Annotated in this window: 11 protein-coding genes; 4 read left to right on the top strand and 7 right to left on the bottom strand. The window is 41.6% G+C overall.

Going from position 1 to position 15,532, the window contains the following annotated elements:
- Positions 1–63 precede the first annotated feature (63 nt).
- On the bottom strand, positions 64–2,865 hold the full coding sequence (gene uvrA / locus BV902_RS01815) for an excinuclease ABC subunit UvrA (protein ID WP_075990517.1): 2,802 nt from the start codon (positions 2,863–2,865) through the stop codon (positions 64–66).
- A 420-nt stretch (positions 2,866–3,285) separates the two neighbouring features.
- On the opposite strand from uvrA, the gene BV902_RS01810 reads away from it, so the two are divergent.
- Positions 3,286–3,792, top strand: a complete 507-nt coding sequence (locus tag BV902_RS01810; RefSeq protein ID WP_075990516.1) for an ecotin family protein — start codon at positions 3,286–3,288, stop codon at positions 3,790–3,792.
- 94 nt (positions 3,793–3,886) lie between these two features.
- On the opposite strand, the gene typA is transcribed toward BV902_RS01810, so the two are convergent.
- From typA to BV902_RS01790, 5 genes are all read right to left on the bottom strand, one after another.
- A complete protein-coding gene (gene typA / locus BV902_RS01805) occupies positions 3,887–5,692 on the bottom strand; it encodes a translational GTPase TypA (protein ID WP_075990515.1) in 1,806 nt (601 codons plus the stop codon).
- Positions 5,693–5,770: 78 nt separating this feature from the next.
- A complete protein-coding gene (gene kbl / locus BV902_RS01800; protein ID WP_075990514.1) occupies positions 5,771–6,961 on the bottom strand; it encodes a glycine C-acetyltransferase in 1,191 nt (396 codons plus the stop codon).
- A gap of 472 nt (positions 6,962–7,433) precedes the next feature.
- On the bottom strand, positions 7,434–8,006 hold the full coding sequence (locus BV902_RS28520) for an ABC transporter permease (RefSeq protein ID WP_335682256.1): 573 nt from the start codon (positions 8,004–8,006) through the stop codon (positions 7,434–7,436).
- On the bottom strand, positions 8,006–8,680 hold the full coding sequence (locus BV902_RS28515) for an ABC transporter permease (protein WP_335682255.1): 675 nt from the start codon (positions 8,678–8,680) through the stop codon (positions 8,006–8,008). The genes BV902_RS28520 and BV902_RS28515 overlap by 1 nt, the downstream gene beginning before the upstream one ends.
- A 154-nt stretch (positions 8,681–8,834) precedes the next feature.
- Positions 8,835–9,260, bottom strand: coding sequence for a DUF2147 domain-containing protein (locus BV902_RS01790; RefSeq protein ID WP_046673759.1), 426 nt, complete (start codon positions 9,258–9,260; stop codon positions 8,835–8,837).
- 383 nt (positions 9,261–9,643) lie between these two features.
- Here BV902_RS01790 and BV902_RS01785 point away from each other — a divergent pair, with 383 nt between their 5' ends.
- The gene (locus BV902_RS01785) at positions 9,644–9,985 is read left to right on the top strand and encodes a phage holin family protein (RefSeq protein ID WP_075990513.1); all 342 of its coding nucleotides are present in this window, start codon (positions 9,644–9,646) and stop codon (positions 9,983–9,985) included.
- A gap of 260 nt (positions 9,986–10,245) precedes the next feature.
- Positions 10,246–12,162 carry a heavy metal translocating P-type ATPase gene (locus BV902_RS01780; protein WP_075990512.1) on the top strand — a complete coding sequence of 639 codons (1,917 nt, stop codon included), beginning with the start codon at positions 10,246–10,248 and terminating at the stop codon, positions 12,160–12,162.
- A gap of 110 nt (positions 12,163–12,272) precedes the next feature.
- On the opposite strand, the gene pgi is transcribed toward BV902_RS01780, so the two are convergent.
- On the bottom strand, positions 12,273–13,943 hold the full coding sequence (gene pgi / locus BV902_RS01775; protein ID WP_075990511.1) for a glucose-6-phosphate isomerase: 1,671 nt from the start codon (positions 13,941–13,943) through the stop codon (positions 12,273–12,275).
- A 219-nt stretch (positions 13,944–14,162) separates the two neighbouring features.
- Here pgi and prfB point away from each other — a divergent pair.
- A protein-coding gene (gene prfB, locus BV902_RS01770; RefSeq protein WP_157625830.1) for a peptide chain release factor 2 occupies positions 14,163–15,246 on the top strand; the annotation gives its coding sequence in 2 pieces (ribosomal slippage) (positions 14,163–14,222 and positions 14,224–15,246; 1,083 coding nt in all).
- Positions 15,247–15,532: the final 286 nt, after the last annotated feature.

Raw genomic sequence — 15,532 nt, 5'->3', positions numbered from 1 at the left:
ATCGGAACTTATTGGCAGCCCAGTTGCCCTGATTCAGATTACTTCACTTCGCTAAAGTAGGGTTTAATCTTTTAAATGTGCTTTTAAAAATTGGCCTGTATAAGAATCTTTACAATGAATAAGTTCTTCAGGAAGTCCCGCAAAGACTAGCTTTCCACCTTTATTACCGCCCTCAGGACCAATATCGATGACCCAATCTGCTGATTTGATCATATCCATATTATGCTCGATCACCAAGATACTGTTTCCTAGGGCAATCAGTGCATCAAATGATTTCAATAACTTCTTAATATCCTGAAAGTGTAAACCTGTCGTTGGTTCATCAAAGATAAAAAGTGTCTTCTTGCTGTTATTTCCCTTAATGAGGAAGGAGGCCAGTTTAATCCGCTGTGCTTCACCGCCAGACAATGTACTTGACGATTGCCCGAGCTTAACGTAGCCTAGTCCAACGTCCTGTAAAGGCTGCAATTTCGCCAATATTTTAGGCTGGTCTGCAAAGAATTCGATCGCTTCATCAACACTCAGCTCGAGAACATCTGCTACCGACTTGTTCTTATAATGTACATCAAGCACAAATTGTTTAAATCGTTTGCCCCCACATGCCTCACATGGCAAAACGATATCGGCCATAAATTGCATTTCAATTTTAACCTCACCTTCACCCTGACAGACATCACAACGTCCACCTTCAACATTGAATGAAAATGCGGCCGGTTTCAAACCAGCAGCTTTGGCTGGGGTCTGGTTGGCATATAAGGCCCTGATTTCATCCCAGGCTTTCACGTAAGTCACCGGATTGGATCGCGAGGAACGACCGATCGGGTTCTGATCCACCATTTCAACTTGTTCTATCTGGGTAATATCCCCCTCGATCGCATCATAGACGCCAGTCTGTTCACCGGAGTAATTGCCTATCGACTTCTGCAATGCTGGGTAAAGGATACGTTTGACCAAGGAGGTCTTGCCTGATCCCGAAACACCCGTTACCACAGTAAACGTATTCAATGGAAATTGTACATCAATCCCTTTGAGGTTATTCTCATGGGCTCCTTTAATGGTCACACTATTGGACCATGGACGGCGCTTTTTGGGTACCTCAATCTGGCTTTTGCCACTGAGGTATTGACCCGTAAGGCTTTTTGTATCTTTCAGAATCTGCTGATATGTACCTGCGAAGACCATTTCGCCGCCATTGATCCCAGCTTCTGGCCCGATATCGATCAGGTAATCAGCCGCCTCCATCATTTCCTGTTCGTGCTCGACCACAACCACTGTATTCCCAACATCACGCAGGGATTTCAGCACAGAGATGAGTCGCTGTGTATCACGTGGATGAAGTCCAATACTTGGCTCGTCCAACACATAAATAGAGCCTACGAGCGAACTTCCTAATGAAGTTGCCAGATTGATCCGCTGTGATTCCCCTCCAGAAAGGGTATTCGATAGCCGGTTCAAGGTCAGGTAACTTAATCCAACATCGCACAAAAATTGCAATCTGTTATTAATTTCAGCAAGAAGTCTTTTGGCAATGACCAGTTCATTACCCACCAGTGGTAAAGTTTTAAAGAACTCCAAGGCTTCTTCAAGCGGCATCAAAACGATATCGGTGATAGACTTGCCCCCTACTTTCACGTAAGTGGCATCTTTACGTAATCGGGTTCCGCGGCAGTCCGGGCAATCTGTCTTCCCGCGATAGCGAGACAACATCACCCGATATTGAATTTTATAGGTCTGAGCTTCGAGCTCTTCAAAGAATTGGGTAAGACCCGCAAAATATTTATTTCCCGTCCACAGCAGCTCTTTCTGCGCCGCAGTCAGGTCCATGTAGGCACGATGTATGGGAAAATCAAATTTCAGTGAACTTTTAACAAGCACTTGTAGCCACTCCCCCATTTTCTCCCCTCGCCAGGGAGCAATTGCACCATCGTAGACCGAACGGCTTTTGTCTGGAATAACAAGATCAGGGTCAATACCAATGATCTTTCCATAACCTTCACATCGGCGACAGGCACCATACGGATTATTAAAACTGAAGAAATTTGGTGTAGGTTCTTCAAATGTTATTCCATCAAGTTCAAATTTATGGGAGAAATGATGTCTTTGACCATTTTCTTCCATATAGAGCTCACCCTTACCCTCGAAAAAACCTGTTTGGACAGAGTCAGAAAGTCGATTGACTGTATCATCGTCCTGTTCAATGCGAACCCGGTCGACGACAATAAGCACTTCACCATCCTGAAGGTCTTTATTGGCGATGGCCTTATCATCGATAATAGTTTCGATTTTCTGCATACTATCCCCAAAGACGACACGCACAAAACCTTTCTGCAACAAGAGAGACAGTTCTTCCTTGAGTTTACGCCCATGAGAAGGAATAAGTGGCGCGAGAAGTGTCACCGTTGTCCCCTCTTCCAAATTCAAGGCAAAATCCACCACTGAACTCACACTGTCTTTGGTCACCTCGCGACCAGATACAGGAGAAATTGTCTTTCCGATTCGGGCATATAACAATTTCAGATAATCATAGATCTCGGTGGATGTTCCTACCGTCGAACGGGGGTTGGAAGTAATGACACGTTGCTCAATGGCAATTGCAGGGGCGATACCTTTGATGTAATCCACCTCCGGTTTATTCATCCGTCCCATAAATTGTCTTGCGTACGAAGAGAGACTTTCGACATAGCGTCGCTGTCCTTCGGCATACAGCGTATCAAAAGCTAAGGAGGATTTTCCTGAGCCCGACATTCCAGTGATAACAACTAATTTATTTTTAGGGATATCAACGTCAATATTCTTTAAGTTATTAACTCTTGCGCCCTTTATCTGAATATATTCTTTTGGAGTGTGCTCCACCTGTTTACTCATAATAATCCTTATCTCACACAAAGTTACGTATTCTTGGCTGATTATATTCCTGCGAATTAAAAAGCTATTCGGTTTTCTATCACCTGAATTTCAAAAAAAGAGGAACTGTTCCAAAGTCGGCAAAATTTTGATGAAAGGCTTCATACAGGGCAAACAGGCAAATCTACGACCAGCTATAAATTGAAATACATCAAACAATTTAGTTTCCCAAACAATTATCGTTTAACATTTTTTGTTTTTCGATTAATCCTTCCAAAAGCTTTACAGTCCTATAGGTGTTATATCTGTTATAAGCGTGTAGCATTTTTTACAGATAGCGCGTTTAAAAAAGAAATAAAAATAAGAAAATGGGGTATTCGAGTTTACAACACATACAAAACCGGAATATTTCATGGCCATTAAAATTAAATAATTGCATATATGAAAAAAAATGTATTTCAAGTAATGATGCTATTGATGATCGCATTAGTATCCTCAACAACTATTAGTAAAGCGCAAATGGTTATCGACAAAATTGACTTAGGCATTTTTCCTAGCCCAGAAAAAGGGTATAAAAAAATGGTGATTGAAGTTCCCTATTCAGAAAGTGACAAAAACAAAAAAATAGAGTTTTCGGTGGGAAAATGGATGGAAGTAGACGGATGTAATACCTTTAATTTATCGGGCACTTTAGAGAAGAAGGATCTTCAAGGCTGGGGGTATGACTATTATGTATTCAAAACAAATGGCAACGTCGCCAGCACTATGATGGCTTGCCCAAACAAAGAAAAAAGAAACCTTTTTGTTTCAGCTCAACCGGAGACTGTACGTTACAATGGCAGAATGCCGATTGTGATTTATGTACCTGAAGCTTATGATGTGCAATTCAAAATCTATACAACTGACGGTGACACCTACCGTGCAGCAGAGGTAAGAACAAAAAAATAAACTGCTAAAGTAATTTGGCGCATCAAATAGCTAGGCAATAAAAAAGCCCTCGAACAATGTTCGAGGGCTTTTTTATATCGCGTTTCGCTATTGACTATTGAAATTTCTTCGCGTTAACTTTACGCTCGTTTTCCGTCAAATAGATTTTACGTAGACGCATTGATTGTGGTGTCACCTCAATATACTCATCAGCTTGAATATACTCCATACATTCTTCCAATGAGAATTTGATTGCCGGTGCAATACGTGTGTTATCATCAGAACCAGATGCACGCATATTTGTCAACTGTTTTCCTTTAGTAACATTGATCGTTAAATCATTATCACGGATGTGTTCACCTAAAATTTGTCCTTCGTATACATCCACACCTGGATCTACGAAGAAACGACCACGGTCTTGTAATTTATCAATGGAGTACGCAGTTGTTGAACCTGTATCCAAAGAGATCAATACACCTGCCAAACGACCAGGAATTGTACCTTTCCAAGGCTCGTAACCTTTCAAACGATGCGCCATAACAGCTTCACCAGCTGTTGCTGTCAACACGTTGTTACGTAAACCGATGATACCACGAGAAGGAATAGAGAACTCAAGATGTTGCATATCTCCTCTAGCTTCCATAATCAACAACTCACCTTTACGTTGTGTAACCAACTCAATAACTTTTCCTGAGACATCAGAAGGTACGTCAACAACAAGTTCTTCGATAGGTTCACATTTTTGACCATCGATTTCTTTGATGATAACTTGTGGCTGGCCTACTTGCAATTCATAACCCTCACGACGCATTGTTTCGATCAATACGGACAAGTGAAGGATACCACGTCCGTATACCAACCAAGCATCTGGAGATTCAGTAGGAACTACACGTAGTGCTAAGTTTTTCTCCAACTCTTTTTGCAAACGATCGTAAATGTTACGTGATGTAACCAATTTACCTTCTTTACCGAAGAAAGGAGAGTTATTGATCGTGAACAACATGTTCATTGTTGGTTCATCGATGCTGATAACTTCCAATTGCTCTGGATTTTCGAAATCTGCGATTGTATCACCGATATCGAAACCTTCGATACCTACTACAGCACAGATATCACCTGCATGTACTTCAGATACTTTGATACGGCCGAGGCCTTCAAATACCTGTAGCTCTTTAACTCTTGATTTCACAACTTTTCCGTCGCGTTTTACCAAAGAAACCGGTTGGTTTTCTTTGATTGTACCGCGGGCAACACGACCGATAGCGATACGTCCTACGAAAGTTGAGTAATCCAACGATGTTACCTGCATTTGCAAAGTACCTTCAGATACTTCTGGTGCAGGGATATATTTGATGATAGCTTCCAATAAGTCAGTGAAGTCTTCGGTACGATTTTTCCAATCGGTAGACATCCAACCTTGTTTTGAAGAACCGTACAATACTGGGAAATCCAATTGCTCTTCAGTAGCGCCCAAGTTGAAGAATAAGTCAAAAACATGTTCGTAAACTTCCTCAGGACGACAGTTTTCTTTATCGACTTTATTGACAACAACAATAGGTTTGATACCTAAACCTAAAGCTTTACCTGTAACGAAACGTGTTTGAGGCATTGGGCCTTCAAAAGCATCTACCAATAGTACTACACCATCGGCCATCTTCAATACACGTTCAACCTCACCACCGAAATCGGCGTGACCTGGTGTATCGATGATGTTGATTTTAACACCTTTATATGTTACTGATACGTTCTTAGATACAATAGTGATCCCGCGTTCACGCTCTAAATCATTATTGTCTAGGATTAATTCACCAGCATTTTCATTTTCTCTGAATTGATTGGTAAAATATAAAATTTTGTCTACAAGCGTAGTTTTACCGTGGTCGACGTGAGCGATGATCGCAATGTTTCTAATGTTTTGCATTGAGCAAGAATATTTTTATAAAATTTTAGGGTGCAAAGATAAACATTTTGCACCATAAAATTTATAACTATGTGTATTTTATTTAATTACACCTAATTCTTTACCTACTTTGGTAAAGGCGGCGATTGCTTTATCCAGGTGAGCAACTTCATGTCCTGCCGAAATCTGCACACGGATACGAGCTTTTCCCTGAGGTACAACAGGATAGTAAAAACCGATCACATAAATTCCCTCGTCCAACATCTTGGCTGCGAACTCCTGCGCTAATTTCGCGTCATACAGCATCACAGGCACGATTGGATGGAAACCGGGTTTGATATCAAATCCAGCAGCTGTCATTTTTTCACGGAAGTAAATCGTATTGGATTCCAGTTTATCGCGCAATGCAGTTGTCTCACTCAGCATGTCCAAGACTGCAACAGAAGCCCCTGCAATTGCGGGTGCTAGGGTATTCGAAAATAAATAAGGACGTGAACGCTGACGTAACAAATCGATGATTTCTTTTTTACCGGAAGTAAAACCACCAGAAGCACCGCCTAGCGCCTTACCCAAAGTACCTGTAATGATATCTACACGATCAATTACATTGAAAAGCTCGTGTGTACCACGTCCAGTTGCACCGATAAACCCTGTACAATGCGATTCATCGATCATCACTAGCGCCTGGTATTTATCGGCTAGATCACAGATCTGGTCCAATGGAGCTACAGATCCATCCATCGAAAACGCTCCATCTGTAACAATGATTTTATGTCGAGCACCGGATGCGGCCTGCAATTGCGCTTCCAGATCAGCCATATCCGCATTTTTATAACGGAAGCGTTGTGCTTTACACAAACGAACACCGTCTATGATAGAAGCATGATTTAATTCGTCGGAAATGATGGCATCCTCAGCGCCAAATAATGGTTCAAACACCCCACCATTCGCGTCGAATGCTGCCGCATATAAAATAGTATCTTCTGTTCCGAGGAACGTAGAAATTTTTGCTTCTAATTCTTTATGCACATCTTGGGTACCACAGATGAAACGTACGGAAGACATTCCATAACCGTGTGTATCAATCGCTTTCTTAGCAGCTTCGATTACTTTTGGGTGCGAAGACAGGCCCAAATAATTGTTCGCACAAAAATTGACAACTTCTTGTCCTGTACTCACTTTGATGTCTGCTCCTTGGGGAGTAACGATCACTCGCTCTTGTTTATACAATCCCGCTTCTTTGATTGCTTCCAATTCCTTTTCTAAAACTGGTTGTAATGTATTGTACATAATTCGATTTTATTTTTTTATACAATATTACAGTTTTTTCATTGGAATAAGTTGCTTTACCTTTCGAGAAAAGGGCTATTCACGGAGAATTCACCCCAAATCAATGATTTGGTAACATTAAACCGATTGCATAAAATTCCTTTTTTCATCTTCCTCTTGCTTTGATAGCGACCAACTGGGCGACGAGCCCTAGACATCTTCGTCCTGCAAGCAGGGTGCATGCGCGGTGTCTCAATGGTAAATCCACATAGAAAAGGTGGACTCAACGTGGACTCAAGGTGGACTCATTGTGCTTGCAGTCCGAAGTTGGTATAACCTTATCTCAACTTTGGTCTCTCGCATTTTAGACGAAAAGCGCCGGAATTTTAATAACAGATAGGAACGAAAGCTAGCGGATTTAAGCTATAGCATAACAAAAGGTCTTATCCATAAAAATTTCGTGAAAATAGCGTGTTAGGCGCTGCAATGTGAATTACTCGTAACGAAGCGCATCGACTGGATCCAGTTTAGATGCTTTTGAGGCCGGGTAATAGCCCGATAGCATACCGACGAGTCCACATACCGCGAAACCCAAAATAATCGCTCCCCATGGAATAATAAAAGATGTGCCGAGCTGCAGCGCTAGAATATTACCAATCAAAATGCCTATAAAGATCCCGGCGACACCCCCAATCATACAGATCACAATTGCTTCCATCAGAAATTGCTTGCGTATAACACTCGGTGTTGCACCAATTGCTTTGCGTATACCGATCTCTCGGGTACGTTCGGTAACTGAAACCAGCATAATATTCATCAATCCGATTGAGGCTCCCACAAGGGTAATAAAAGCGATCACGACTGCTCCCAAAGTAACCATAGCCATATTTTGCATCAGCATCTGGGCAACCGCATCTGATTTGGTGATTTCAAAATCATTTGACTGCCGTGAAGACAGTCCGCGAATATTTCGAAATACGATTGTAGCTTCGCCGATTGCGGCTTCCAATCGCATGGGGTCATTGGAAGAAACAGTGATCACATAGGAAGGCTCGGTACCCTGCATCACGGCCCGGGCTTGATCAGGGGAATAAAGCAGGCTCTATCCCCACCCATCCCGGCAGAAGAACCTTTACTTTTTAAGACTCCTATCACCAAATAGCGGATATTGTTAACAGTAATAAACTGTCCTATTGGATCAATAATTTCGTTGAATAGCATTTTACTCACTTCACTACCGATGATGATCACGCCACTACCTGTTTCAACCTCCCGCGTAGAAAAATTACGGCCTTCGCTGACAACATACCCTGATGTCTGCAGATAATTTTCGTCCGTTCCGATCAGGCCGATATTGGGGTTTGTCTTTTTGGATTGATATTTTGCGGTCGTATTCCAACTCACATTGGCACTGATTGATGTCAACGCATTAAAGTGAAAATCCTGTCTGAATCTTGCAGACTGTGCGTAGGTAATATTAGCAAAGACTTTTGAGCGAGTCCCTTCATTACCGATCCGAACATTCAATCCCCTGTTGCGTATGTTGAAGGAATTTGATCCCATCGACGAAAAGGAATCTGTCAGCGAGTTTTTCATGGCATCAATCGAGGTCAATACCCCTATTAACGCCATCATCCCTATGGCAATGATCAGTGCTGTTAAAAATGTCCGCAGCTTATTCCCTACAATGGACTGTAGTGCAAGCTTGACATTTTCAACATAAGACATCTTTACGGCCATAGAGCTGGTATTTATAATTTGTAGGGATGAAAATACTGTAATTCCAGCACAAAACCAAAAAGGCAATTTACTTCCTAGAAATAAATTGCCTTTTTGGTGGAATCTGACCTATCCATGCAAGCGGATTATTTTGATTTTGCAGCCATTTTCTATCTTAATTAATTCTTTTCCATGTCTCGGTTCGTCCAAGCAAGCTCACACCCACATAACCTCTGATATCAAGCTTATCGCCTTTTAAGGTCATCTTGCAGCTATACGTTTTGCCCGACTTCGGATCATAGATCTTTCCGTCAACATACGTATTGCCATCTTTATCAAAGTTGGTCAAGATTTCTAGCCCTTGTACATTTCTACTCTGCAGTGCTTTATCTGGATTTTTTATATCTTTCTTCGGCTGACCGGCTTCATTATTTGGAAATTTCAGCCAATAGAGCTTACCAAAAAACTTATCGCCTTTCTTGTAAATTTCAACGCGGCCTTCGCCGCTTGGGTTTTCCCACTTTCCGATGATGGGATCTGTTTGCGCAAATAATGCTACTGTAGTCAGCAGCATTATGAATGACATCATAATTTTCTTCATGGGTCTATTATTTTATGAACTTAAATCTTTCAATTTCCGCCCTATTGTCAATATGATCGCTTATTTAAACCACCCAAGTACTCCTGCCAATCCTTTTCCACCATCAGCAATCGCCCTAACGAGTATAATGACTGACCACCAAATAACAATAGCATCATAGCTTCTGAATAAATATACAAAATATTTACTATGCTTGCATATATTTTATTTCAAAATACTGGTCCTTCCCGATCAGACAGCCCCTAATATTTCACATTGAAGGCTACTCCAAGCCCATTTTTCCAAAAGACTTAAATTCAAAATCTAAACAAAGTTTGGCATCGGGTTTGCACGATAGTTATTATATTATTACTTTATTTACTCTTTATAAATTAGCACATATTATGAAATTTATTATTAGTCTTTTACTTACTGGTGTAGTCGTCGCAATAGCGTGCTGGATTGTCCCCGGCGCTCATGTTGCTGGATTCGGTTGGGCTATCGTTACAGGACTCGTTATTGGATTTGTCAATGCGACTGTGGGATCGATTTTAAGGTTATTTACGTTCCCGTTGAATTGGCTTACCCTTGGCCTGGTTTCCTTTATTATTACCGTATTGATGGTCTTGTTATCAGACTCGCTACTCGGCTCCAAATTTGATGTCGATGGATTCTGGACTGCCGCACTGTTTGCCATTGTCGTTGCCATATTGGAAATGATTATTGGCAGTACTTCGAAAGATTAAAAATACATTCATAAAATAGCGGGCGTCCGCATCAATACATGTGGACGCCTTTTCATTACTCAACGATTATCCCCCTTCCTTGCTGAAATCAGCTTCCCTTACTGACAGCATCTGTCGTTTGAAAAACAGATAGTTTACTGTTCCAATTCCTTTAAATAATCGTCTAAAATAATTGCCCTTATGGGTGAGTTTATCCTCATTTTCCTCGCTTTTTATAGCAGAATTCGCTAAATTTAATTCTTTAAAAGAACCGCTGATATATGTGCGAACACAACCACGAGCATAGCCATGACACACAGGAGCACGGCCTTCCAACACAGGAGCGTCCTTGGTGGATTACCCAACGTAAACTCCTCATGGCTCTTGTCATTCTACTTACGTTGCTCCTATTGAAATATGCTTTTAAGATCAGCCTTCCCTTTGGCATCAACTTGACCTTAAATAGCATCGCCTATCTTCTCGCGGGAATCCCCGTTATTCAAATGGCATTCCGTAAGGCAAGCCGTGGCGATATTTTTAATGAGTTCTTTTTGATGACCGTTGCAACATTGGGCGCTTTCGCTATTGGAGAGTTTGAAGAGGGCGTCGCGGTCATGGTGTTCTATCAAATCGGAGAATGGTTTCAGGATACTGCCGTCGACAATGCCAAGAAATCAATCAAATCCTTATTAGATATCCGCCCTGACGCAGTAACGGTCATACGAAATGGGCAGCAACAGCAGATAAATCCAAAAACTGTCAAAATTGGCGAAATTATCCTTGTAAAAGCTGGAGAAAAAGTGGCTCTAGATGGTACATTGAAAACGGAAAGAGCCGCATTTAACACTGCTGCTTTGACTGGAGAGAGTAAACCCGATACAAAATATTCTGGTGATGCTGTCTTTGCAGGAATGATCAACTTGGAAACAGTTGTTCAAATCGAGGTATCCAGCGTATTTGAAGATAGCAAGTTGAGCAAAATTCTAGAAATGGTTCAGGACGCCACTGCACGAAAATCCAAAACTCAGCTGTTTATCGCTCGATTTGCAAAAATATATGTTCCTATTATTTTCGGCCTTGCACTTTTAGTTCTTATTTTACCCCTATTTTTTGTTCATGACTATAGTTTTAAGGACTGGTTCTACCGGAGTTTAGTCTTTCTGGTGATCAGCTGTCCCTGCGCCCTGGTCGTTTCCATTCCCCTGGGTTATTTTGGTGGTATAGGCTTAGCCTCCCGAAATGGCATATTATTTAAGGGCGGGAACTTTCTCGATGCCATCACTTCAGTCGATACCGTTGTCATGGATAAAACGGGCACGCTTACAGCCGGTGTCTTTGAGGTAACGGAAGTTTTTGCCGTCAATGGAGATCCAGCGGAATTACTGAACTATGCGAAAGCCATTGAGGCACATTCAACGCACCCCATTGCTAAGGCGATCACCAGTTATCATCCCGGCATTGCCGCATTGCAAGCTGAGAAAATCCAGGAAATGGCAGGCCATGGACTTTTCGCCACTGTTAACGGAAAGCCCACACTCGCGGGCAACAGCAAATTACTGGACAAATTCGATATTAGCTATCCGGCAGATCTAAGGCAAATGGCATACTCCATTGTATTACTCGCCATCGAAGGTCAATATGCGGGTTATATTACTGTTGCGGATCGAATTAAACCAGATGCCAGGGCAGTGATCCAAGCCATGCATGCTCAAGGTTTGTATACAGTCATGTTATCTGGTGATAAAACAGCGGTAGTAGATGAAGTCGCCAAAGAACTTGGACTTGACAAAGCCTATGGCGATCTTCTTCCTGAGGATAAAGTAAGCCATGTACAGCAGCTGATTAATCAAGGACGCCGCGTTGCCTTTGCCGGCGATGGCGTAAACGACGCCCCTGTAGTTGCCTTAGCACATGTTGGCATTGCTATGGGTGGACTGGGAGCTGATGCAACTATTGAAACTGCTGATGTTGTGATCCAAAACGATGAGCCACACAAGATTTTGTCGGCCATAAAAATTGGAAAAATAACCCGAAGTATTGTCTGGCAGAATGTCATCCTGGCGATGGGAATAAAAATCATTGTTTTGATCCTCGGCGCCGGAGGTATTGCAACACTTTGGGAAGCAGTCATTGCTGATGTGGGCGTAGCTCTTCTGGCGATTTTAAATGCCATTCGGATCCAGCATAAAAAAGTTTAAAAACTGAGCGATCATGTAATGCCAAAAAAAGCACTGCCCCCAAAAAGTTAAATACTTTCTGAGGGCAGTACTGTTGTATAAAGGATCTCTTTTAGATCCTAGTTAGAAATTTAATCCCGCCAAGCTTTATATGCATTGATCAATCCATTGGTAGAAGAGTCATGACTCGTAACCGTATTGGCGTCACTTAATTCCGGAAGGATTTGATTGGCCAATTGTTTACCTAGCTCCACACCCCATTGATCAAAACTATAAATATTCCAGATCACACCCTGCACAAAAATCTTATGCTCATAAAATGCGATAAGTCGTCCTAAAGTACGTGGTGTCATTATTTTGAACAGGATGGAATTCGTCGGGCGATTGCCTTCAAAGACTTTATAGGCTTTAAGCGCTTCTATTTCTTGCTCCGATTTACCTGCTTTCTTCAATTCGGCAACTACTTCTTCCTCCGTTTTGCCATTCATCAAAGCTTCAGTCTGTGCAAAAAAGTTAGACAATAGCAATTGGTGGTGGTTTCCGATCGGATTAAGACTATTGGCAGGCGCAATGAAATCACAAGGAATCAATTTGGTTCCCTGGTGAATCAACTGATAGAAGGCATGCTGTCCGTTCGTACCAGGTTCACCCCATATAATCGGTCCAGTCTGATAATCCACCTGTTGACCATTACGGTCAATATATTTGCCATTACTCTCCATATCCCCTTGTTGGAAATATGCAGCAAAACGGTGCAGATATTGATCGTAAGGGAGAATTGCATGGCTTTCGGCCTGGAAAAAATTATTGTACCATACACCAAGCAAAGCCAATATTACCGGAATATTGGATTCGAAAGAAGTTTCCCTAAAATGAACATCCGCATCGTAGGCACCTTTTAAAAGTTCCTCGAAATTATCAAAGCCTATTGCCAAGCTAATGGAAAGACCTATAGCAGACCACAGGGAATAACGTCCGCCTACCCAGTCCCAAAACTCAAACATATTTTGAGTATCTATTCCAAAGGCACGTACTGCTTCTGTATTGGTGCTCAATGCTGCAAAATGCTTAGCGACATCCTCCTGAAGGGCTCCGCTCGCCAAAAACCAGTCTTTAGCTGTATGCGCATTGGCCATCGTTTCCTGCGTTGTGAAAGTTTTTGAGGCAATCAGAAACAAGGTTGTTTCAGGATCCACAGCTTTCAATGTTTCAGCAATGTGTGTACCGTCTACGTTGGAGACAAAATGTACATTTAAGCGCGTTTTATACGCTTTTAATGCTTCTGTTACCATCACAGGACCTAGATCTGAACCACCGATACCGATATTCACCACATCTGTAATTTCTTTACCCGTATATCCTTTCCACTCACCAGCTATAATCTTTTCCGTGAAGGCTTTCATTTGTGCCAGCACGCGTTTAACGTCGGGCATAACATCCTTTCCGTCCACATAAACGGGCTGATCGGATTGATTTCGCAAAGCGGTGTGTAACACCGGTCTGTTTTCGGTCACGTTGATGCGCTCACCCGAGAACATCGCGGCTATCGCTTCTTCAAGACCACATTCATTCGCGAGCTGTATCAAGAGCGCTTTTGTCTCTTCGGTAATCCGATTTTTGGAGTAATCCAAAAGTATATCTTCGAAAGCGATCGAGAACTTCTCAAAACGTTCGGGATCTGCGGCAAAAAGTGCGCGTAGATCATTTTTTCCGCTATTGTTAGATAGACCTGATAAAGAACCAAAATGCTGCGCTAGATTCTTATAGGCCTCAGTTTTTGTAAAATTAATTTTTGGGAACATACTGTTTTTACTGAAATTATTTGTTTTAAACATCAATTAGAGCCTTCAGTATTTCATTGTTACACATTGTGTAGATCCTTAAATGAAGGTTTATTCCGTTGACAATACCAAAACTAAAAAAAAAAAGGTCAAATTATCCCTATTTGGCAATCTATATTGGGTGCGAAGTTATTCGATAGAAGCACGAATTTATTAATTAAAATTTCTACTTTAGCAGATATGACAAAAGAACAAATTCAAGACTTGAGGGATCGTGTTACTTCCCTGAGGAGGCATCTTTGACATCGATGCACGCAAAGAAGAAATAGAAAGAGATCAAGCTATTACGCTTGAAGCGAGCTTTTGGGACGATTCCAAAGCTGCAGAGAAAATACTCTTGGCCATAAAAAACCAAAAGGTATGGACAGACCACTTCGACGAAGTTGCAGCGGCGGTTGAGGACGCCTATGTCATGTATGAATTCTTCCAATCTGGCGACGCAAATGAAAAGGAAGTGGACGACCAATATAAACTAGCTTTAGAGAAAGTTGAGGAGCTCGAATTCAAAAACATGCTTAGCGCCGAAGAAGATCAGCTCGATGCAATTTTACAGATTACAGCTGGTGCCGGCGGGACTGAAAGTTGTGACTGGGCTGCCATGCTGATGCGTATGTATATTATGTGGGGCGAAAAAAATGGGTATAAAGTGACCGAACAGGATTCGCAGGAAGGTGATGTTGCAGGCATTAAGAGTGTAACATTACAGATATCAGGCGATTTTGCTTATGGCTACCTTAAGGGAGAAAACGGTGTACACAGGCTCGTTCGGATTTCCCCGTTTGATTCCAATGCAAAACGCCACACCTCATTCGCGTCTGTTTATGTCTATCCCTTGATTGATGATAATATTGAGATTGATGTTAAGGATTCGGAAATCGAATGGGACACGTTCCGCTCAGGTGGTGCGGGTGGCCAGAACGTTAATAAGGTGGAAACAGCAGTCCGATTACATCACAAACCGACAGGCATTATTATTAAAAATCAGGAATCCAGATCGCAATTACAAAACAAAGAAAATGCGATGCGCTTATTGAAATCGCAGTTATATGAGATTGAAATGCGTAAACGCCAGGAAGCTACCGCTGCTATTGAAGGAAACAAAAAGAAAATAGAATGGGGATCCCAAATTCGAAATTATGTCCTACATCCTTACAAGTTAATTAAAGATCTACGGACCAATTACGAAACATCCAATACACAAGCTGTCCTGGACGGTGATCTGAATGATTTTCTAAAAAATTATCTGATGGAATTTGGCGGATAAATACGATTTAGAAACTCAATCATATTGTAGACGCTCTCTTTTGGGAGCGTCTTTTTTTTTCTCCATCCCTTGCATTTTTTTATTTGGTTTCAGCCGAATTCTTCACCTGACCGACTGCCCCCTTTCCTACACAGTTTGTCACAAAAATTGTCAATTTCTCTTAACAATCAGCAGGCAAATGTTAAAAAACCTTAAAAGTCTACTGCCCATATCGTTATTATATTTTAATCGATTTTTATTACAAAATAAAATTAAAACACTGAAAAAGAACAACTTACTTAACATT

Source organism: Sphingobacterium sp. B29, from assembly GCF_001952815.1.
Lineage (GTDB): Bacteria > Bacteroidota > Bacteroidia > Sphingobacteriales > Sphingobacteriaceae > Sphingobacterium > Sphingobacterium siyangense.
This window is presented reverse-complemented; position numbering and strand designations above follow the sequence as displayed.